We start from the raw sequence: 21,316 nt of genomic DNA, 5'->3' as shown, positions 1-21,316 counted from the left end.
CCCCGGCGTTTGGACGCCGGGGCTATCTTTCGTATGTCGGCTTTACGTCAGCCGCGGAGCAGGGACATCACGTTCTGCTTCGAGGAGTTCGCTTGCGCGAGCATCGCGGTGGCGGCCTGCGACAGGATCTGGCCACGGGCGAGCTGGGTCGATTCGGCCGCGAAGTCGGCGTCGACGACCTGCGATTTGGCGGCCTGGACCGAGACCGAGATGTTGGTCAGGTTCGAGATCGTCGAGTCGAGGCGGTTCGACATGGCACCGAGGTTGCCGCGCGCCTGGCTGATCTTTTGCAGCGCGACGTCGATCACGGTGATGGCTTCGGAGGCGCCTTCGGCGGTCGAGAGGTCGATTTCAGCGACCTGGCTCAGTTCGGCGGCATTGGCGTTGTTGGAGAAGAAGCCGTCCGTCGGGGCCGAGGAGTTGACCGAGAAGGTCTGCGTCGAGGTGAAGGTCACCTGACCGGTCACGGTTGCCGCAGCGTTGGTCGAGTCGAGCGTTTCGGGGCCCGAAGCGGCGGTGCCGTCGGTGTTCAGGCCGGTCATGTCGAGGTCGGCACCCGCGCCGCCGGCCGAGTCGGTCGAGGCGTAGTCGCTGATTTCGATGTTCTTGCCGGTCGAGTCGGTCAGGACGATTTCGCCGTTGGTCGAGCCCATCGAAGCGGTCACACCGGTCGAGGTGGTCTTGGTGTTGATCGCATCGCGGAGCGAACGCAGGTCGTTCTTGTTCGAGATGGCGACGGTGCCGATCGACGCGCCGTTCACCTTGAACGAGATCTTGGCCTCATCGCTCAGGCCCGAGAGTTTGGCCTTGGAGACGGCCGAAGCCTGCACGCCGGTCTGGGCGGAAGCCGCGTTGACCTTGGCGGCGAGATCCTTGGCCGACATGTTGGCCGAGGTGTCGATTTCGGTGTTGCCGGCATGGCCCGAGATGATCAGGTTTTCGCTGCCCGCGGTGCCGCCGGTGGTGCTGGTCAGCACTTCGGACTTGACCTTGTAGGCGCCGATCGAGGTTGCGGCGGCCGAGTCGATCGAGATGTTCAGCGTCTGGCCGAGGTCGGCACCGATCTGGAACTGCTTGCCGTTGAACGAGCCGTCCATGACCTTCATGCCGTTGAAGGTGGTGTTTTCGGCGATGCGGTTGATTTCGGCCACGAGCTGGCGCGATTCAGCGGTGATGTTGCCACGGTCCGAACCGGTGTTCGTGTCGTTGGCCGACTGGACGGCCAGTTCGCGCATGCGCTGGAGCATGTTCGAAACTTCGACATGCGCGCTTTCCGTCGTGTCGAGCAGGTTCTTGCCGTCGGTCGCGTTGCGGACCGCCTGGTTGATGCCCATGACCTGTGCGGTCATCTTTTCGGCGATGGCCATGCCGGCGGCGTCGTCCTTGGCTGCGTTGATGCGCAGGCCCGAGGAGAGGCGCGTCATGGCCTGGTTGAAGTCGTCGTTGACCTTGGACATGTTCGCCTGAGCGGCGATGGCCCCGATGTTGGTATTGATCGTCGTCATGGTGTCAGCCTCCTGAGTTACCGTTTGCGCCGCTAAGCGCCTGGCAATCACAACGACCCGATTGGGGGATGTTTAGCGGGGTGGCAAAGATTCACCCAAGAGCGATAGGATTCAATGGGTTAGGCCGGGTCCTGTTGCGGACGGCTGCGGGTTTTCGGGCAAAAGGCGCGATCCGGGCGGCCCGTTTCCGCGCGGTTGGGGGCCTGTTGCCGCCACGGGGCGGGGGCGGGCAGCTTGGGTGCGGCGGCTGTTGCGGGGCCTGTCATCCGGCGGGCAAGGCGGCGGGGCGGCGCCCTTTCACGCGGGCGCGCGCGGGCTGGCATGCGATTTGCCTTGGGATGGGGGCCGGAACGCTAAAGGGAACGGGGTTCGGGTCGTAATTGGACGGGACAAAGGAGCGCCCTTCATGGCCGTCGATATCCTCAGCACTTTGAACAAGAACGGATCGGGGTTGAGCCTGACCGGTCTGACGGCTTCGCTGGTGGCGGCCGAGATCACGCCGCAGCAGAAGTCGCAGCAAGGCAAGATCGACACGGCGAACCTGTCGATTTCCACGCTGGGGCAGGTGCGGGCGCAGTTCCAATCGTTGCAGGGGGCGCTTACGGCGCTGAACTCGACGCCGATCCTGAAGGCGACCTCGGGGCATTCGGGGGTGGCGGTCACGGTGACCGACCCCGGCAAGATCGTGAACACGACCCGCAGCATCGGCGTGGTGCAGACCGCATCGCGGCAGGTGCTGGAGTTCAAGGGGTTTGCCAGCGCCGACACGCTTGTCGGTGCGGGGCAGTTGCAGATGGAGACCGGAGCCTGGTTCGAGGATGCGAACGGGGGGAAGAGTTTTGCCGTGAACCCCGACAGCACCGTCAACACCATGACGATCCCCGACGGTGTCACCCTGAGCCAGCTTGCCGAGACGCTGGATGCGCTTGACGGGGTTTCGGCGCGGGTGATCGACAAGGGGAACGGCACCTTCTCGCTTGGGGTCGTCAGCGAGGCGGGGGCAGGATCGGCGCTGCGTTTCACGGCGAGCGAGACTGTGGCGGGGCTTTCGGCCTTTGACACGACGCTGACCAATGACACGGTGCAGATTCAGGCCGCGCAGGATGCGGTGCTGGAGGTCGACGGAATCGCCGTGTTCCGTCCCGGCAACACGATCGACGATCTGATCCCCGGTGCCACGCTTGATATCAGCGCGCCTGCGGGGACCAAGACGACCATCGGTTTCAGCCGCGATATCGAGACGGCGCGAGGCAACCTGAGCTATCTTGTCGAGCAGGTGAACGCGACGCGGGCCAAGCTGAACGAGGTGTCGGCGCGGTCGGTCAACGGGTCGACCGCCGGTGCGCTGGCGGGGGATCAGGTGATCGAGGCGATGAAGCAGCAGCTTTCGCGCCTGATCGCGGCCCCGATCACGGGGTTCGGCGCGCAGCCGGTCTATCTGTCGGACCTTGGGGTCACGACGCAGCGGGACGGGACGCTGAAGCTGAAGGCGCTGGATTTCGAGACGGCGTTCAAGGCGGACCCCGCGAAGTTCGACGCGGTCTTTGCCAACCGGCTCGGCGCTTCGACCGCAGGGGTCGAGGTGCGGGGGCTTGTGGGGGCCGAGGCGAAATCGGGGGCCTATGATCTGGTGGTGAACCCCGACACGGGCAGCGCCACGCTGGACGGATACCGCACGCTGGGCATGACGCTTTCGGACGGGCGCAAGCAATTTGCGGTGCTGGACGGGCCGCTTTCGGGGTTGATCGTCAACGCACCTGCCGATGTGACCGAAACCAAGGTGTTGTTCGGGCGCAGTTTCCTGTCGTCGATCGACGGGCTGATGACGGCGGCGCTGACCGGCGGCGGGATCGGGACGCGCGAGGACCAGTTGGGCAGCCGCATCACCGAGGCGAATACGAAGCTGGCCGAGCTTGACGTGCGGGCGGCCAAGCTGGAAAAGCGTTACCTGTCGCGGTTCACGGCGATGGAGGCTTCGATCTCGACCATGAAAAGCACGGGGAACTACCTGACCAACCTTGTCGCGCAGTGGAACAAGTCGGGGTGATCCCCGACGCCTGACGGTTCAGGCGTCGAGGCCGCGGCGGATGCCGAACTTCTTCATCTTTTCGATCAGCGTGGTGCGGCGCAGGCGCAGCATGTCGGCGGCCTGTGCGACATTGCCGCAGCGCTTGTCGAGGGCGGCTTCGATCATGGCGACTTCGATGTCGCGGATGTAGCCGCGCAGGTCGATGTCGCCCAGTTTGCCGAGGGCTTCGTGAAAGGCCGAGGGATCGGGCATGTCGCCGCCCAGAGGAGCGGCTTCGGGCAGGGCGTAATCGTCGCCTTCGGGATCGGGCATCGCCATGCCGAGCAGGTTGTCGCGCACGTGGCGCGCGGTGACCATGCGGCCGGGAAGCATGACGAAGGCGCGTTGCAGCACGTTCTTCAGCTCGCGGATGTTGCCCGGCCAGCTGTGGGCGGCGAGGGCGCGGATGGCCGACAGGTCGAAGTGCGGCGCATCGGCGGCGGGGTTCTGGCACAGGTGGTCCGAGATCATCCGTGCAAGGATCATCGGGATGTCGCAGGTGCGTTCGGCAAGGCTGGGCACGCAAAGCGTAAAGACGTTGATGCGGTAGTAGAGGTCCGAGCGGAAATCGCCGCGTTCGATGGCCTGGCACAGGTCGCGGTGCGTCGCGGTCACAAGGCGGAAATCGACCGGCGTGTCGCAGTTGGAGCCGAGGCGCTGCACGCGGCGGGTTTCCAGAACGCGCAGCAGTTTGGCTTGCAGGGCGGGGGGCATGTCGCCGATCTCGTCCAGAAAGAGCGTGCCGCCGTTGGCCTGTTCGATGCGGCCGATGCGGGCGCGGTCGGCCCCGGTGAAGGCGCCTTTCTCGTGGCCGAAAAGTTCGGATTCAAGCAGTTCGGCAGGGATGGCGGCGCAGTTCACTGCGACGAGCGGGCCCGAACGGCCCGATGCGCGGTGCAGGGCTTCGGCCACGAGTTCCTTGCCCGCGCCGGTCGGTCCGGTGACGACCACGGCGGCATCGCTGACGGCGACGGCGGCGATCAGACGCTTGAGCTGGCGGATGGGGGCAGAGTCACCGACGATGATGCGGTCGATGGTTTCCGGGGCAACGGGCAGCGGGCGAGCGGCTACGTCGCGGGCAAGCCATTCACTGGTCATGACAATCTCTCCCTGTCTTCACATTTTCGTTTTAGCACTCTGAAGTGAAAATTATGGTTACCGAGGGAGGGTTTTAGTTAACGGAACGGAGGGGAGAGAACCCTTTGTCGGGATGTGACACAGACTTTGGGATGGGTGTTTCGTTGCTAAGGGATGTGTCTTTCGATGAACCTGCTGCCTTTGGTCAGGGTGTATCGATAAGAATTTTCCGCATGGCTTCGATTTCCGCCCAGTTGCCGCGCAGGCGGAGGGGGAGATTCTCGGCCGTAAACAGGGTGGAACGGGTGGCCGCCGCGACAAGGGGCAGGTCGGGCGGCGGTGCCAGATGGGCCGCCGGACGCGACGGGGGGGCGGCATCGGCGGTGGCGATCAGCGCAGCGGCAGGAGCGGCGGACGGGTCGGCGGACGGGTCAGCCATGTCCCCGCCCGCGTCTGGCAGGGCGGCGGCCTCGGCGGCGGCGAGTTGCACCAGCGGGTTGCCGGAAAAGGCGAGGATGCCGTCGAGCTGGATCGGGGCCGAGGCAAGGAGCGTGGTTTCGCCCTGCGGGCCGGGCGGCAAGGCGCCCTGCGCCGCGATGACCTTTTGCAGATAGTCCTGACCGCGGGCGGGGTCGGTCGAGTGATAGGCGGCGGTCGCCACCTCCCACGAGCCGAGGCGGGATTGCAATTCGCGCATGAAGCGGGCGGCGTAGCGGGTGTTGGCTACGGGATCGAACATCTGGTCGAGCGAGGAAAAGGCCGCCGCGTGCCATTTCCAGTTCAGTTGCATGCAGCCCACGTCGATGTTGGTGACGCCGCTCGACACCGCGCTTTGCAGGTAATCGAGCGCCTCGGCCTTGGTGTCGAAGAACATGGACTTGCCGCCCTGGTTGAGCGTCCACGGCCAGGGGGCCCGGGTGCCGTTGGCATCGGTGTGACCGGATTCAACCATTGCGATGGCGGGAAGAAGCCCGTCGGGCAGGCCTTCGGCGGCGCCTGCCTGTGCGGCAAGCGTGGTGCAATCCTGCGCCGAGGCGAGGGATGGCAGCAGAAGCAGAAGAAGCAGGGCGAGACGGCGCAGCATGGGACCGCTTTGCAAGCGCCGCGCCAACCGCCTAGCGCAGGTAGTCGAAAAGCGAGGTGCCGTTGATCTTGACGAAGCTTTGCTGCGCGGCCTGTTCGGTGAGCAGCAGCCCCTGCAACTTGGTGATGGCGGCGGCGACGTCGAGGTCTTCGAGCCCTGCGACCGCTTGGTCGATGCGCAGGCGGCGGGCCGAAAGCACCTCGGCATGGCTGTCGGCCAGAGCGGCGAGCGAGCCTACTTCGGCGTGCTGGCTGGCGATGTGGCTGATGGCATCGTTGAAGGCCCCGACCATGCGGTCGGCGGAAAGGCGGGTGTCGCGCAGCATCTGGATGGTGCCCCGCACCTCGCCATTGGCATCGGCGGGGGCGAGGGTGGCGAGGGGTTTGCGGTCTGTGGCGCTGCCCGCGAGGTCACCGATCCTGATCGTGCCCTTGGAGGCGAGGATCAGGCTTTCGCCATCGGGGGCAAGGGTGGCGGTGATGCCCGTGACGATGGATTGGGCGTTGACCGCATCGAGCAGCGGACCGGGTGCGCCCTTGACCAGTTCGGCCGAGATCGTCGCCTTGCCCGCAGGGCCGGTGAGGGTGAAGGACAGGGTCGAGGGGTCGCGGCCCGCGACGGGGGTGAAGAGGGCGCTTTCCTTGACGCTGTGGAAGGGGCGGCTGGGTTGCAGCGGCAGCGACAGGGTGGCGATGAGGTCATCGACCATGTCGAACATGTTGCGGCTTTCGCCCTCGCTCGGGACCGATCCGAAAACCTCGGCCCCGTTCAGGCCGGTGGCGAGGGTCGATGTCTCGTTGAGGCGCAGCGTCGGACGGCCGCCGTCGCCGTTGTAGGTGACGCCGTTCGGCCCGTCGGTGAAGGGCTGTTCGCTGCCGAAACCCGCAAAGAGGGGCAGGCCCATCGTATCGCGGCTGTTGGCGGCGGACAGAAGGGCGGTGCGCAGCGAGAGGGCTTCGGCGCGCAGGCCTGCGATGCCTTCCTCGGTCAGGGTGTCCGAGGCGGCGCGGAGGGCGATCTGCTGGTAGGAGGTGGCGATCTTCTGCACCTCGGTCATGGCGAGGTCGGCATGCGACAGCCGGTCGGCGGCAAGGCTGGTGTTTTCGGTGAAGCGGTCGATCGCGCCGCGCTGTTCGGTGACGGCAGAGAGTTTGGCCGCGCGCATCGGGTCGACCGAGGGGCGCGGGTCGTTCTTGCCCGAGGAGATGCGCGCTTGCAGGTCGCTGATGTCGCCCGAAAGGCGGTTGAAGCTTTCCATTGCGATGCGGCCAAACAGGGCGTTGCCGATGGAGGTCATGGATCAGCCCTTTCAGAGCGAGCGGAGGAGGGTGTCGAAGAGGTCTTTCGCCACGGTCATGATCTGGGCCGAGGCCTGATAGGCCTGTTGCAGTTCGAGGAGGCGGGCGGCTTCGCGGTCGAGGTCGACCGCGCCCTGTGCGGCATCGGCGCGGCGGACGGTATCGTGGATCGCCGTGTCGGATTGCAGTTTGGTTTCTGCCGCCGAGGCGCGGGTGCCGACTTCGGATTGCAGGTCTGACAGGATGCGGGCGAAGCCGCCCTTGCCCGAGGCCACATCGGGGAAGCGCAGGGCAAGGATGGCATCGAGCGCGCGGCCGTCGTTGCGCCCGTCGCGGTTGGCTGTCAGGCGGAAGGCATCGCCCGTGGCGGGGTTGCCCGAGACCGAGACGGACAGCCCGCCCACGACCGTGCCGCCGCTGGCGTCGAGCGTGCGGGTGCCGATGGAATGGCCGGTCCTGAGGTCGACCAGTTCGACCTGACGGGTGGTGGCGTCAAGGACGCGCAGTTCGACATCGGGCACGGTCGTCGGCGCGGGGCCGGTGGTGACGCTGCCCGCCATGCGCAGCGCGCCCGAGCCTGTCATCACCACGATCAGATCCTCGGGCGGGAGGTTCGAGAGGTGCAGGCGCTGGCCTGCCAGTGCCGAGGTGGCGGTGGTCAGGCCGAGCGGCGTGCCGTCCGATGCCGTGGCGGTCAGGGTCGCGCCGGCGACGGTGGTGGATGCGCCGAGGCTGGAGAAGCCCGCGGCATCGGCCCCCGGCAGGATGCGCACCGCGCCCGCGCCTGCGGGGATGGTCAGGGTGATGGCACCCGTGGCATCGGGTGCCGCAAAGCCCGGAAAGCCTGCGGGCAGGGTGACGTTCGGGCCTGCGGTGACGGTCAGGCTGTGGCGGGTTCCGGCGATTTCCACGTCAAGCGTGGCGGGGAAGGGGCCGGTGGCGGGCTGGCCTTTCAGCGTGCCTGTCGGCCCCTGCGCCGGAGACAGGCCGAAGGGCGCGCCGTTGGCCCCTGCGGGAAGCGAGATCATGCCGCCGTCGGTGCTGCCGCCGTTGACGGCAAGGCGCAGGCGCATGTCGGGGCCGAAGGTGGCGGACAGTCGGCCCTGCTCGGGTCCGCTGACGCTGACGGCACCGTTCTGCATGCGCAGGACGTAGTCCTGACCGTCGAGCCGGACGACCGTGGTCGCGCCGTCGCTGGGCAATTGCGTGACCGCGCCGCCGGTGAGCGCCGCCTGTGGCATGCCGTCGCGCAGAAGGGCGGCCAGACCGCTGGCCACCTGTTCGGGGCTGGACGCGCCGGAGGTGGCGGTGTCGAGCGTGACGCTGCGCCCGCCGAGGGTGAGGGAATAGCGGGTCGGTCCGGCGAGGGCGGGGCTTGCGGCGTCGAAGGCAGGGTCGAGCGCGAAGGTCAGCGCGGTGACGGCGCCTGCGGCGGAAGTGGTCGATGCGATCAGGCCGCCTGCGGTGGCATCGGCGGCGCTGTCGTTGCGCTGGCCGCGCATGGTGACCGAGAAGCCCTGCTCGCGGTGGAGAAGCACCTGTCCGGTGACGCGGGCGTTTTCGACGCCTGCACCGAGGATCGTCGGGCTGCCGAGGGCCACGCCTTGGACATCGGCGCGTTGCAGGGTGACGGTGCCGCCTGCGGCATGGGTCAGGGCGGTGATGCGGATATCTTCGCCGCTGTCCTGTGTGAGCATGAGGCGGGTGCCGTCGGGCGAGAGCTGGGCCGCGATGCCGGTCGATCCGGTCAGGGCGTTGACCGAAAGGGCCAGCGCGTCGAGCCTGCCGCCCGCGACGTCTCCGGTGACGGTGAAGGGCTGGATGTTCAGCCCTGCGAGTTTGAAGCTGACGCGCCCGTCGGCCGAGGCGGTGAGCGCGACCGAGGTTTGCGCCGTGGCCTGCATGCCGGGGATGGCGTCGGCGATCATGGATGCAAGGCGCTTGGCCGTGCCGCCTTCGGGCAGGGTGAGGCTGACGGGCAGGCCGAGGCCGGTGTCGATGGCGATGGCCTGCGGGGCTGCGGCGGGGGCCGGGGTCAGGCCGGTCCAGCCGGTGATTGCCGAGGGCGAGAGGGCAAGCCCTTGGAGGCCGCTGCCTTGCGTCGCGTCGAGGGTGAGGCCACGGTAGCCTGTGCCCGCAGCCGCGTTGAGGTAGTCGGTCACATATTGCGCGCCGGGCAGGAAGCCGTTCTGCGGGGTGAAGAGCAGGGCGACTTCGGCGGCGGACATGGGGGTGCCCGCGATCTGGCGGCCCTCGCGCGTGAAGATTTGCAGCGTGCCGCCCTGCGGGGCCGGGGGCGAGAGGGTGGCCGCCACACCGTCGAGGCTGGCGGCGGCAAAGGTGCCCGCGTTCAGCGACAGGGACAGGGTGTTGCCCGTGGCGGCGGCCGAGATGCCGAGGCTGGCGAGGGTTTCGCCTGCGGGGCCTGCCAGACGCCCGTCGTTCAGGGCGGTGGCGATGTCGGCAAGGGTCCAGCCTGCGGGGCGGGCGCTGCCGTCGGCAAGCGTGGTCAGGTCGAACGCGGTGGTGACGCCGCCCGCGGTGACCGACAGCGCCGCCGGACTGGCCGCTGCGGTCAGGTCGGCGGTGGCCTGCTGGCCAAGGCTTGCCAGGGTGAAGTCGGTGCTTCCGGCGGGGATGTAGCCCACGACGCCCGCGTTGCGCAGCGTGATGGCCGATGCGGCATCGGGGGCGGTGGCCAGAAGGTCGGGCAGAAGCGGAAGCGCGGGGGCCGCGACGGTGGTGGGGGCCATTGCCACGCTGCCCGAACCGGTGTTGCCCGGCGCGGGTGCGACGAGGCTTGCCACGGCGGCGGCGAGGCGTGCGGGGATCTGCGGCAGGAAGCGCATGTTCGCGGCCTTGCCCGAGGTCGGGTCGATGGTGAAGCGGTCGCCGTTGGCGGGGTCGCCCTCGACCGTGATGGTGAGGTTGGGCAGAACGAGCAGTTTGTCGGCGCTGGCGAGCAGGTTTCCGGCGGAATCGGTTGCGTTCCAGACCCCTGCGGCGGCGTCGCGGGTCAGGGTGATCGGGCCGGTCAGGTCGGGGCCGTCGGGGGTGACGGTGGCGCGGGCGAAGCCCTGGTTTCCGGCGGCGCGGGTGACGGTCCAGCCGTCGAGCGAGAACATGTCGCCGCCCGGCGCACCCGTCATGTCGAGGCCGACGCGGTGGACGGCGTTCATCTCTCCGGCCATCTTGCGGGCGAGGCTGTCCACCTCGGCCAAGGCATCGTCGATGCCGCCGAGGGCGGCGCGGTAGCCGCCAAGCGCGCCCGAGCCGATGAGGCGGGTTTCGCGGACCGTGCCGTTCAGCTTGATTTGCAGCGCAAGGTCGGGGTCGGCGCTGGCTGTGACGATGGCGGGACCGTTCAGGCCCAGAAGCTCGGGCCCGCCGCCGCCCGTGCCAAGGGTGATGCGGGCGCGGCCGATCTTGTCGAGTTCGACGGAAATGCCGACCTTGTCGGCAATGCTGGCAAGCAGGCGGTCGCGTTCGTCATGCAGCGGGTTCAGCGCGCCGACGCTGCCGGTGTTCGAGGTGAAGCGCTGCTGGAGTTCGTTCAGCGCGTTCAGATCGTCGGTCAGCGAGGCGGCGGCCATGCCGGCTTCGGCCATCGTGTCGTCGCGCAGGCGCATCAGCCCGCCCGCGACATTCTGGAACGCCGAGGCGAGGGTGTTGCCGCTTTCGATGGCGACGCGGCGCAGGGCGGTATCGGCGGGCGAGGAGGCAAGGCTGCCCATCGCGGCGAAGAAATCCTCGAGCGCCGCGTCGATGCCGCCGGAATTGGGAAGCAGCTGCGCCTCGACGGCCTTGGCGGCGTCGACCGAGACGGTCGAGGCCGACATGTCGCCCGTGGCGGTGCGCAGGCGGTCGGCGAGAAGCTGGTCGAAGGCGCGGCGGATCTGGTTGACCTGCACGCCCTGCCCGCCCGTGGCAAGCGTGGTCACCGTGGTCTGTGCGCCGCCGATCTGGCTGGTCGTCACATCGCGGCGGCGGTAGCCTTCGGTGTTCACGTTGGCGATGTTCTCGCCCGTGATCCCGAGCGCCGTGCGATAGGCGGCGATCGAGGAACGGGCGATGTCCATGATGTTCGACATGGGGCGTCAGCCTTTCGTGAAGCGCTGGAATTGCCGTTCGACCGCATCCGCGATGCCGAAACCGGTGCGACCCGACGAGGATTTCGCGATCTGGGCGTCGAACATGTCGCGGGTGCTGTCGACCGCCGAGGAACCCATGATGTCCTCTCCCAGATGGCCCGCGCGCGCGGCTTTGAGAAGTTGGGTGAGGAAGAGTTCCTCGAACCCCTCGGCCGCCTGCCGCAACATGGCGGGCTTGTCGGGTTCGGGTTTCAGCGAAAGCGCGGGGGCGGCTTTGACATCCATCAGATCACCACGAGTTCGGCGCGCAGCGCGCCCGCTTCGCGCAGGGATTCGAGGATGGCGACGAGGTCCGAGGGAGAGGCCCCCACGGCATTGATCGCATCGACGAGCGAGGAGAGCGACACGCCCGCGTCGAAAACGAAGGTGTGGGCCTTTTCCTCGGTTGCGGCGACGGTGGTGTCGGGGGTGGTGGTGGTCTGGCCCGGCACGACGACCGCGCCGTTGTCGCCGTTCACCACGGTGGCGCCCTGCGTCACGGTCGGGTCTTCCTTGATGTTGACGGTGAGCGAGCCGTGGCTGACGGCGGCGGGGGTGACGCGGACGTTGCCGCCGATGACCACCGTGCCCGAGCGCGAATTGATGACGACCTTTGCCGCCGGGGCGTCGGGGGTGAGTTCGACGTTTTCGATCATGCCCATGAAGGCCACGCGCTGGCCCGGATCATAGGGGGCGCGGACAGAGACCGAGGTGGCGTCGATGGGGGTGGCGATGTCCGGTCCAAACACCTCGTTGATGGCCTTGGCCATCGAGGCGGCGGTCGAGAAATCGCCGCGGTTGAGGTTCAGCACCAGATTGTCGCTGTCGTTGAAGGGGGCATCGACGACCTTTTCCACCTGCCCGCCTTCGGGCACGCGGCCCACGGTGGGGATGTTGACGGTGAGCGAGGAGCCGTCCTCGCCCGATACGCCAAGCCCGCCGACGACAAGGTTGCCTTGGGCGATGGCGTAGATCTGGCCGTCGGCACCCATGAGCGGGGTCATGAGCAGCGTGCCGCCCTTGAGCGATTTGGCGCTGCCCACGGTCGAGACGGTGACGTCGATGGTCTGGCCCTCTTTGGCGAAGGGCGGAAGTTCCGCCGTCACCATCACGGCGGCGGCGTTCTTGGCGTTGAGGTCGGCGGTCTCGACCACGAGGCCGAGGCGCGAGATCAGCGATTGCAGCGATTGCAGCGTCAGGCCGGTGTTGCCGTCGCCGCTGCCGGCAAGGCCCACGACGACGCCATAGCCGACAAGCGGGTTCGAGCGCACCCCTGCGACCGAGGCGAGGTCCTTGATGCGGTCGGCATGGGCCGCGCCCGCGCCAAGGGCCAGCATCAGCGCAAGGATGAGGGTGCGGATCACAGCGGCGATACCTCGTTCAGGCCGCGGCGCAGCCAGCCCTGCCGCGAGGTGTCCGAGATCGCGCCCGCACCGACGTATTTGATGGTGGCATGGGCGATGCGGTCGGACATGACCACGTTTTCGGCGTTGATATCCTCGGGGCGGACGACACCCGTCAGGCGGATGTATTCGTTGCCCTGATTGAGGGTCAGGCGCTTCTGGCCCGAGATTTCAAGCAAGCCGCCGGGAAGCACGCGGATGACCGAGACCGACAGGCGGCCGGTCAGCGAGTTCGACTGTTGCGCCGAGCCCTTGCCCGAGAAGGACTGGTCGGTGCCGTTGTCGAGCGCGCCGTTGTCGAGGCCCATCGTCAGGGCATCGGGCATGTCGATGCTGTAGTCGCTGGCGCGCTGGCCGCTGGTGGACTGGGTTTTCGAGGCCTGGAAGCGTTCCTCGAACTGCACGGTGAGGATGTCGCCCACCCGCGCCGCGCGGCGGTCCGAGGCGAAGAGACCCGCCGACGAGGCGGTGTAGATGCCGCCCGTGGGGGCGGCCTCGGCAAGGCCTTCGGTCGGGTAGACGGGATCGTAGTTCAGGCTTTCGGCCTCTTCCACCATGGTCGAGGTGCAGGCCGAGGCGAGAAGGACGAGGAGCAGCGACAGGGGAGCGAGTTTCATCGGGAACGGCCCTTAGAGTTTGTTGGAAAGGAAGCGCATCATCTCGTCGGAGGCGGAGATGGACTTGGAATTCACTTCGTAGGCGCGCTGGGTCTCGATCATGTCGACCAGTTCCTGCACCACGTTGACGTTCGAGGATTCGAGCGCGCCCTGAACGATCTTGCCCATGCCGTCGGCATAGGGTGCGCCCACCACGGCGGGACCGGAGGCGGGGCTTTCGACGACCATGTTCTCGCCCAGCGGTTCCAGCCCGCGCGGGTTGGCAAAGGTGGCGAGGGTGAGCTGGCCCACCTCTTGCGCCTCGACCTGATCGGGGGTCTGGACGCTGACGATGCCGTCGGCCGAGATGGTGATGGACGAGGCGTTGTCGGGGATCTGGATTTCGGGCTGGATCACGTAGCCCGAGGCCGTGGTCAAAGTGCCGCTCGCGTTCTTCGACAGGGTGCCGTCGCGGGTGTAGCCGATGCGGCCGTCGGGCATCAGCACCTGAAGGAAGCCCTGACCGTCGATCGCCACGTCGAGCGCGTTGTCGGTGGTGACGAGGTTGCCTTGGGAGTAGAGCTTTTCGGTGTTCACGATGCGAACGCCCGTGCCCACGGACAGCGGGGTGGTGAGCTGCGTCGTATCCGAGGTCTGCGAGCCTGCGGGGCGGATGTTCTGGTAGAGCAGGGTTTCGAAATTGGCGCGGTCGCGCTTGAAGCCCGTGGTATTCACGTTCGCCAGGTTGTTGGCGATGACCTGCATGCGGGTCTGCTGGGCGTTGAGGCCGGTCTTGGCGACGTGCATCGCGTCTGAGGACATCGGGGCACCTTTTCAGGGTTGCGGTTCGCTGTCCGTTTGCAAGGCCTGTGCCACCCCACGGCGGGGGTGGGGAAAGTTTTAGGTCGGCAGCCGCAAGAGCGAGACGCCCGCTTCGTCGAGTTCCTTGGCGGTCGAGACGACACGCATGTTCAGCTCGAAGCTGCGTTGCAGGTCGATGGAGGAGATCAGCTCCTCGGTCGAGTTGACGTTGGAGCCTTCGAGGACGCCTTGCATCACCTTGGCCGACTGGTCGGGGGTGGGCAGGGGGCCGGTGGTGGGGCGGATCTGTCCGTCCTCGCCCTTGACGAGTTGCAGGCCGGTGGCTTGCGTGGTGCCGATGGTCGCCACCTCGAGCCGCTCGCCGGGCGCGCCGTCGGCGGGTTCGATGCTGATGCGGCCGATTTCGTCGACGACGATGTTGCGGAAGGGCGGCAGCACGATGGGGCGCTGGGCGGTGTCGAGGACGGCTTCGTTCGCGCCGTTGACGAGCGTGCCGTCAAGGCCGACATGCAGGTCGCCGCGACGGGTCAGCGCGGGTGCGCCGCCCGTGTCGGGCTGGACGTAGAAATAGCCCTGATCGGAAATCGCGATGTCGAGGGCTTCGCCCGTCTGGTTCATGAACCCCGGCTGGGTCGAGAAGCCCGCGTTTTCGCGGTCGATCTGGAAGGCGCGCGAGGACAGTTCGCCCCCGTCGTCGAGGATGAAGCTTTTCCCCTCGCCCACCGTGTCGCGGCGGAAGCCGGGGACGTTCTGGTTGGCGAGGTTCTGGGCGGTCACGATCTGGGTGCCGCGCAGCGAGCCCAGAGAGTTAAGCGCCGTATAGATCAGCTTATCCATTGCGATCAGCCACGGATGTTCATGATGGTCTGCATGAGCGAGGTCGAGGTCTCCATCGCCTTGGCCGAGGCCTGATAGTTGCGCTGGGCCGAGATGAGGTTGACGAGTTCCTCGGTCAGTTCGACGTTCGAGCGTTCCAGCGCGCCCGAGCGCAGCGCGCCGAAGCCTGCGGTGCCCGCCGTGCCGGTGAGCGGCTGGCCGGATTCGGAGGTGATGCCGAAGGTGGATTTGCCCATGACCTTCAGCCCTTGCGGGTTGGAGAAGTTGGCAAGCACGATCTGGCCAAGGGCGATGCGCTCGCCCGTGCCATAGGTGGCCCATACAGAGCCCGAGCCGTCGAGTTCGAGGTTGGTCAGCTTGGCGGGGGTCACGCCGTTGTGGCTGGCCTGTGCCACGGCGAAGGGGCTGGAGGTCAGGGTCGAGCCGTCGAAGTGGAAGGCGATGGGTTCGGTGCCGCCGAAGGACAGCGTGTTGCCCGAGGTCAGCTCGCCCGCGCCGTCGAAGGTGAGGGTCGAGGGAATGGCCGGATCGGTCGGCGCGACCTCTTGCCCGTCGATGACGAGGTGCATGGCGTAGGTGGTGTCGGTGCTGGTCGCATCGGGGCTGGCGGTCTTGACGAAATAGGCCTCGGCCTGAACCGGCGTGCCGTCTGCGCCATAGACCGGCACCACGCTGCGGCGGGCGAAGGTGGTCGGATCGGCCGGATCGAAGGCGGCGGCGGGCGGGACGGCCGACTGGCTGCCGAGCATCGCATCGTCCGAGGGCAGATGCAGGACGAGGTTCACCTCGGTCGAGCGCGAGGGCGCGCCGGTCTGCATCGGGATGGTCAGCGGCACGGCCTGATTGATCTGGGTGGTCAGCGGCACGCCGCCGGTGGTGACCGGATAGCAGAGCAGCGCCTGGTTCGCGCCGTTCACGACATGGCCATTGGTGTCCATCGTAAAGGCACCCGCGCGCGAGAAAACGGCCCCGCCGGCGCTGCCGTTGCTGTCGGCTTGCGGTTGCAGGGCGAAGAAGCCCTGACCTTCGATGGCGATATCGAGCAGGTTGCCGGTCGTCACGACGTTGCCCTGGCTGAAGTTCTGCGCCACGCGCTGCACCTGCACGCCCGACCCGACGGCCGTGCGCTGGTTCGACATGGGCGAGGACGAGAACACATCGGCGAATTCGACGCGGCTGGAGCGGAAGCCCACGGTGCCGACGTTGGCGATGTTGTGCGAGGTGGCCGAGATTTCGGTCTGCGCGGCCTTGAGGCCCGAGAGGGCGGTGCTCATCGACATTCGGTTTCTTTCCTTTGTCCTGTTGGGTCGCGCTTAGCGATAGGCGTCGACTTCAGCGGAATCGATCGCGCCGAAATCTTCGATGTTGAGGGTGAGATCGGAGCCGTTGGCCCCCGCGCGGGCCGAAAGCACCTTGGCAAAGACCGATGCGCCGACGTCCTTGGTGCCTTCGGGGGTGGTCATGGTGACGTCGATGCGGATCGGCGTGCGGGTTGCGGTCAGCTCTTGCGGGATGGCGGACCAGTCAAAGCCCATCAGCCCCGCCGATTGCGCGCCGTAGACGCGGCTGTTCAGCAGCTCGCCCGTCTTGGCGTTCGAGAAGGTGACGGTGACCGACGAGGCCGCTTCGGGCAGGTCGGCCACGCCTTCGATGGTGCCCGTGGCATCGGGGCGGGCGATGTTGCCCGGCACGAGGACCTGATGGCCGAGAAGGTTGGTCGCCGTCGCCACGCGGAAATCGCGCATCTGGTCGGTCAGGCTGGTGAGGGTGGAGTTGACCTGCGAGATGCCGCTTACGGTGTTGAACTGGGCGAGCTGCGCCAGAAACTCGGTGTTTTCCATCGGGTCGAGGGGGTTCTGGTTCTGGAGCTGGGCGAGCATCAGGGTCATGAAGTCCTGCTGGCCAAGGGCCGAGGGCGACTTGGCGCTGGCCGGGGCGGTGCTTGCAGCGGAGGAACCGGTGCCAAGGAGCGAAGAGATATCCATTCGGGGGCGTCCTTTCGGGGGGCCGTTGTCACTGGCCCATCTGCACGGTTCGTGCCATCAGCGCGCGCAGCGTCGACATGGCTTCCAGCGTGTTCTGGTATTGGCGCGAGGCTTCGGTCATTTCGACCATCTCCTCTTCGGGGTTCACGGCGGCGGCGTAGACGAAACCGTCCTTGTCGGCGGCCGGATCGTCGGGGCGGAACAGGCGTTCGGGCTGGCGGTCGAGCATGACGACGCCGGTCGCATCGGTGGTGGCGAGGCTGTCGCTGGCATCGGAGAAGGTGGTTTCGAACACGGGCCGCAGGGCGCGGAAGGCCCCTTCGGCGGTGCTGGCGACGGTGCCCGCATTGGCAAGGTTCGACGCCACGGTGTTGATGCGCACCATCTGGGCCGACATGGCGCGGGCGCCGACGTCGAAGACGTTCTTCAGGTCATTCATGCGTCATTCCCCCTTGATGGCCGAAAGCAGGCCCGAGATGCGGCGGTTGAGGAAAGACAGGCTGGTCTGGTAGCGCAGCGTGTTTTCCGAAAATTCCATCTGCTCGACCGAAAGCTCGACCGTGTTGCCGTCGAGCGAGGTGTTCACCGGCACGCGGTAGGCAAGCGCCGGTTCGGCACCCGTGGCCGCGCTGCCCGGCCCCGAGGCGCGGGCGAGTTCGGCTTCGAAATCGAAGTCGCGGGCCTTGAAGTTCGGCGTCGCGGCATTGGCGATGTTCGAGGCGAGGATCTCGTTGCGCTTTTCGCGCAGCGAGAGGGCATTTGCATGCAGGGCTATCGAATCTGAAAAACTGACCGTCATGGTGGTTGATCTTCCGCTGTGCTGCGGGTTGCCCCGTTCGTTCGGGGTTTGGCTGTGCAAGGGGCGTGCCACGTGGTGCGCCGTGGAAAAATGGAGGCGAAGATGACCCTGCCCGCCCTGCGCGCGCCGCTGCCTGTTCTGGTGGACGAGGTGCTGGCGCTGACCGCGCATCTGCACCCCGATGAGGCGATGGCGCGGATCGCGCCGCTGTGGGAGGCCATGCCTGACGGGATCGGCAGGCGGGCGCTGCTTGCGGCGCGGATCGCGCTGATGCGGCGGGCGATGGAGGTGCCGGCAGAGGTGGTCTTGCCGCCCGTGGTCGCGGCCCCGCCCGCGCCGGACCCCGAACCCGTGTTCGTGCCTGCGCCGCTGCCCAAGCCCGCGCCCGCCGCCCGTGTCGCCCTGACGACGCTGAGTCTGGAAGACGCCGCCAAGATGCTGATGGCGGGAGGTGATGACGAGGAGGCGGAAGCCGGTGCCGATGCCGCCCCGCCCGTGCCTGCCCCGCCCGTGCCTGCACCGCCTTTACCCGCCACCCCGTCGCCGGAACGCGCCGAGGCCGAGGCGGAACTGGCCGAGGTGATCGCGCGCGAGGCGGCCGAGCTACACAGGGCCAAGGGCCGCAAGGGCAGGGCCAAGCCCATTGTGCCCGATCTGGATCAGGCCTTTGCCGCGATGGGGGACGCAGAGGCCCCCGCGCCAGCCGCCAAGCCCAAGGCGGTGGTGGTCGATCTTTCGGCGGCTTTTGCCGATCTGGACGAGGGCGGGGTCGCGGAACCTGCGCCGAAGCCTGCGGCACTGGACCTTGCCGCGGCCTTTGCCGCGATGGGGGACGCAGAGGCCCCCGCGCCAGCCGCCAAGCCCAAGGCGGTGGTGGTCGATCTTTCGGCGGCTTTTGCCGATCTGGACGAGGGCGGGGTCGCGGACCCCGCGCCGAAGCCTGCGGCACTGGACCTTGCGGCGGCCTTTGCCGAGATGGGGGACGAGGCCCCCGCGCCGCGCAAGAAGGCCGGCAAGGCGGCGGCGGCGGGGGTGGACCTGTCGGCCCAATTCGCCGCGATGCAGGGGGATTGAGCGGTCAGTCCCCGGCTTGCACGAAAACCGCGAACCCCTTTTCGCGCAGAACCGCAACCGTGCGGGGCAGCATCTCGCGCAGGTCGCCAAGGCAGCGGTCGATCGTGGCACGATCGGCGGCGAGGGCGGCGCGTTCATAGGCGGAGAGCGTGTTGTAAAGCCCGCTGAGACCGATGGCCGCCGCGGCACCCGCTGTCTTGTGCGCGGCCTTGGCCGCCTCGGAGAAAGAGCCGGTCGTCGCGAGGTCGCGCAGATGGTCTATCACGCTGGCGGTTTCGGCGAGCAGTTTTCCGGCAAGGCTTTCGACAAAGGCGCTGCCCATTTCCTCGAGCGTTTCGGTAAAGACATCGGCGTTCAGCACGGGGCTTTGTTCGGCAGGAACGGCAAGCGACATGCCGACGGGGCGGTGGCGTCCGGCCGAGACATGCTGGTCGATGATGTTCATCAAGGCGCCACGGGTAATGGGTTTGACCAGCACGTCATTCATGCCCGCGCCAAGGAATTCGGGCAATTTGTCGGGGCTGGCGTTGGCTGTCACGCCGATGATCGGCACATCCCTGGATGCGCCTTCCTTGCGGATGTTGCGGGTGGCATCCAGCCCGTCCATGCGCGGCATGGAGATGTCCATGAGGATCAGGTCAAAGGTCGCGCGGCCGGCCTGTTCGACGGCTTCCAGACCGTCGACCGCATTGGCGACGGTATGGCCGCGCAGGCGGAGCATTTCGGTCAGCAGAAGGCTGTTGATCGGGTTGTCCTCGACCACGAGAATCGAAAGGGCGCGGGTTTCGGGCAGGGGGCCTTCGGTCCGCGCGCTGTCCTGCTGGCCGGATTCGGCGATGGGCAGGGTGACGTCGAGGGTGAAGGTGGTGCCCTTGCCAAGCTGGGATTCGACGCGGATTTCGCCGCCCATCGCCTCGGCCGAGAGTTTGGCGATGCCAAGGCCGAGGCCCGTGCCTTCGCGCATGCGGGCGTAAGAGGCGTCGAGGGTTTCGAAGTTGTGGAAGATGCGTTCGAGGTCGGCTTCGGCGATGCCGATGCCGGTGTCGATCACCGAGACGACAAGCCGGATGCTGCCGCCCGACACCTCGGTCGAGAGGGTCACGGTGACCGCGCCGCCGTCGGTGAATTTGATCGCGTTGCCGATGAGGTTGTAGAGCACGCGCAGGAACAGCTGGCGCGGGGCGTTGACAAGGGGGACCGCGGTTTGCGGTTCTTCGAAGTGCAGCAGGTTGCCGCGCTTGGTGGCCTGCGGCTGGTTTTGCAGCATCAGGTCGCGGATCACCTGCACGGGCGAGAACACCGAGGCGACGTAGCTGCCTGTCTGGTCATTGCCGAGGCGTGTGAGTTCGAGGACGTTGTTGACCTGATCGAGTGCTGCCCAGCCGCAGGACAGCACGATTTCGGACAGCCAGCTTTGCCGCTGGTCGAGCGTGGTCGAGTTCTGCATCAGCTCTGCCGCCGCGATCAGGCCGTTGAGCGGGGTGCGCATCTCGTGGCTCATCACCGCGAGGAAGCGGGACTTGGCCTCTTCGCCCTTGAGCGCGTCGTTGCGGGCGCGGCGCAGGCTTTCCTCGCGTTCGATGCGTTCGGAAATGTCGCGGATGAAGGCGATGGACATGGGTTCGCCGCCCGCGCCCTTGGCTTGGGTCAGCGCGACTTCGACGGGAAGGTCGCGGCCGTCGGCGTGGCGGCCGGTCATCTGGATGCGGCCGTCGAGCAGATCGGCTTCGCTGCCGCCGCCGCCGCGGCGGGGATGGTGCAGGGCCGCGAGCGGGTCGTCGAAACCGTCCTTGGCCAGCAGGTCCGACAGGCGGCGGCCGCGCGCGATGTCGCGTGTGAGGCCGAAGAGCGTTTCGGCCGAGCGGTTGCATTCGGTGATGGTGCCGGACATGTCGGCAACCACCACGGCATCGAGCGAATTCTCGATGGTGGCGCGCAGGTTGTGGACGGCGCGTTCGGTGGTTTCGGACCGGCGCTGCTGCGCGCGGTTCTGCAGGACGATGACAAGGGCGAAGCCCGCCAGAACCCCCATCAGCGCCAGCGCCGCAGCGGCGAAGACCTGAAGCGACTTGCGCAATTCGTGCCGCCGCGCATCGCCCGTGACGATCAGGTCCTGCAACGAGGAGACGACGTGGTGGCGCACATCGTCGGCCATGATCTGCATCTCCACATCGAGTGACGGCAGGGCGGTGACAAGGCCCTTGTCGGGGCCGTCCATGACCGGAGTGATGCGTTCGAAGAAGGCGCCGGGGGCCCAGAGTTCCTCGCGCAGTTCATGGTTGATGGGCAGCGCGGCCATCTGGTCCGAGCGGGCCATGATGTTGAAGCGGCTGTAGAAGATGTCGAAGAGCAGGCGCACGGCTTCGAGCCGCGAGGTGTCGTCCGGATGGGCCAGCGCCTGCGAGACGGCACGTTGCAGTTTGAGGGTGTCGACCTCGACCTGTGCGACGGACCATGTGACGTTGTCGCTGTCGACCGAGGAGGAGCGTTCGAGCTGGTGGTCGATGTCGGTAAAGACATAGGCCGTCGCCGCGACGGTCACCAGTCCGACGACGACAAGGATGAGGTTCCGCACGCGCTGGGCAGCGCGTGTCGTTCTGGTTTCCTCCAGTGCTTCGTTGAACAGGCTCATGGCTAT

General features: G+C 67.3%; 17 protein-coding genes. 2 read left to right on the top strand and 15 right to left on the bottom strand.

Annotation, left to right across the window (positions count from 1 at the left end; genetic code table 11):
• Positions 1–47: 47 nt before the first annotated feature.
• Positions 48–1,505: a flagellin N-terminal helical domain-containing protein gene (locus tag H7F16_RS04545; RefSeq protein WP_185796336.1), complete on the bottom strand. Its 1,458-nt coding sequence runs from the start codon at positions 1,503–1,505 to the stop codon at positions 48–50.
• Positions 1,506–1,911: 406 nt separating this feature from the next.
• Here H7F16_RS04545 and fliD point away from each other — a divergent pair, with 406 nt between their 5' ends.
• Positions 1,912–3,552 carry a flagellar filament capping protein FliD gene (gene fliD, locus H7F16_RS04540; protein WP_185796335.1) on the top strand — a complete coding sequence of 547 codons (1,641 nt, stop codon included), beginning with the start codon at positions 1,912–1,914 and terminating at the stop codon, positions 3,550–3,552.
• Between the two features lie 18 nt (positions 3,553–3,570).
• On the opposite strand, the gene H7F16_RS04535 is transcribed toward fliD, so the two are convergent.
• From H7F16_RS04535 to flgB, 13 genes are all read right to left on the bottom strand, one after another.
• Entirely contained in the window at positions 3,571–4,671 is a 1,101-nt protein-coding gene (locus H7F16_RS04535) for a sigma-54 interaction domain-containing protein (RefSeq protein ID WP_185796334.1), read from the bottom strand.
• Between the two features lie 184 nt (positions 4,672–4,855).
• Complete coding sequence (locus H7F16_RS04530; protein WP_185796333.1) at positions 4,856–5,734, bottom strand: transglycosylase SLT domain-containing protein; 879 nt, start codon at positions 5,732–5,734, stop codon at positions 4,856–4,858.
• A 31-nt stretch (positions 5,735–5,765) separates the two neighbouring features.
• Positions 5,766–7,031 (bottom strand): flagellar hook-associated protein FlgL, encoded by a 1,266-nt coding sequence (gene flgL, locus H7F16_RS04525; protein ID WP_185796332.1) that lies wholly within the window; start codon positions 7,029–7,031, stop codon positions 5,766–5,768.
• A 12-nt stretch (positions 7,032–7,043) separates the two neighbouring features.
• Positions 7,044–11,123, bottom strand: coding sequence for a FlgK family flagellar hook-associated protein (locus H7F16_RS04520; protein ID WP_185796331.1), 4,080 nt, complete (start codon positions 11,121–11,123; stop codon positions 7,044–7,046).
• A 6-nt stretch (positions 11,124–11,129) separates the two neighbouring features.
• A complete protein-coding gene (locus tag H7F16_RS04515; protein WP_185796330.1) occupies positions 11,130–11,408 on the bottom strand; it encodes a rod-binding protein in 279 nt (92 codons plus the stop codon).
• A complete protein-coding gene (locus H7F16_RS04510) occupies positions 11,408–12,526 on the bottom strand; it encodes a flagellar basal body P-ring protein FlgI (protein ID WP_185796329.1) in 1,119 nt (372 codons plus the stop codon). The genes H7F16_RS04515 and H7F16_RS04510 overlap by 1 nt, the downstream gene beginning before the upstream one ends.
• Entirely contained in the window at positions 12,523–13,182 is a 660-nt protein-coding gene (locus H7F16_RS04505; RefSeq protein WP_185796328.1) for a flagellar basal body L-ring protein FlgH, read from the bottom strand. Before H7F16_RS04505 ends, H7F16_RS04510 begins: the two co-directional genes overlap by 4 nt.
• A gap of 12 nt (positions 13,183–13,194) precedes the next feature.
• Positions 13,195–13,983 carry a flagellar basal-body rod protein FlgG gene (gene flgG / locus H7F16_RS04500; protein ID WP_185796327.1) on the bottom strand — a complete coding sequence of 263 codons (789 nt, stop codon included), beginning with the start codon at positions 13,981–13,983 and terminating at the stop codon, positions 13,195–13,197.
• A gap of 78 nt (positions 13,984–14,061) precedes the next feature.
• Positions 14,062–14,820, bottom strand: coding sequence for a flagellar basal body rod protein FlgF (locus H7F16_RS04495; RefSeq protein ID WP_185796326.1), 759 nt, complete (start codon positions 14,818–14,820; stop codon positions 14,062–14,064).
• 5 nt (positions 14,821–14,825) lie between these two features.
• Positions 14,826–16,100, bottom strand: a complete 1,275-nt coding sequence (locus H7F16_RS04490; protein ID WP_185796325.1) for a flagellar hook protein FlgE — start codon at positions 16,098–16,100, stop codon at positions 14,826–14,828.
• 33 nt (positions 16,101–16,133) lie between these two features.
• Positions 16,134–16,805: a flagellar hook assembly protein FlgD gene (locus H7F16_RS04485; protein ID WP_185796324.1), complete on the bottom strand. Its 672-nt coding sequence runs from the start codon at positions 16,803–16,805 to the stop codon at positions 16,134–16,136.
• Between the two features lie 28 nt (positions 16,806–16,833).
• A complete protein-coding gene (gene flgC, locus H7F16_RS04480; protein ID WP_185796323.1) occupies positions 16,834–17,244 on the bottom strand; it encodes a flagellar basal body rod protein FlgC in 411 nt (136 codons plus the stop codon).
• Between the two features lie 3 nt (positions 17,245–17,247).
• Positions 17,248–17,604 carry a flagellar basal body rod protein FlgB gene (gene flgB / locus H7F16_RS04475; RefSeq protein ID WP_185796322.1) on the bottom strand — a complete coding sequence of 119 codons (357 nt, stop codon included), beginning with the start codon at positions 17,602–17,604 and terminating at the stop codon, positions 17,248–17,250.
• A 102-nt stretch (positions 17,605–17,706) separates the two neighbouring features.
• Here flgB and H7F16_RS04470 point away from each other — a divergent pair, with 102 nt between their 5' ends.
• Positions 17,707–18,678 carry a hypothetical protein gene (locus H7F16_RS04470; protein WP_185796321.1) on the top strand — a complete coding sequence of 324 codons (972 nt, stop codon included), beginning with the start codon at positions 17,707–17,709 and terminating at the stop codon, positions 18,676–18,678.
• Between the two features lie 4 nt (positions 18,679–18,682).
• Here H7F16_RS04470 and H7F16_RS04465 read toward each other — a convergent pair whose 3' ends face one another.
• Positions 18,683–21,310, bottom strand: coding sequence for a response regulator (locus H7F16_RS04465; protein WP_185796320.1), 2,628 nt, complete (start codon positions 21,308–21,310; stop codon positions 18,683–18,685).
• Positions 21,311–21,316 lie beyond the last annotated feature (6 nt).

Source organism: Paragemmobacter straminiformis (assembly GCF_014243445.1).
Taxonomy (GTDB): Bacteria; Pseudomonadota; Alphaproteobacteria; order Rhodobacterales; family Rhodobacteraceae; genus Paragemmobacter; species Paragemmobacter straminiformis.
This window is presented reverse-complemented; position numbering and strand designations above follow the sequence as displayed.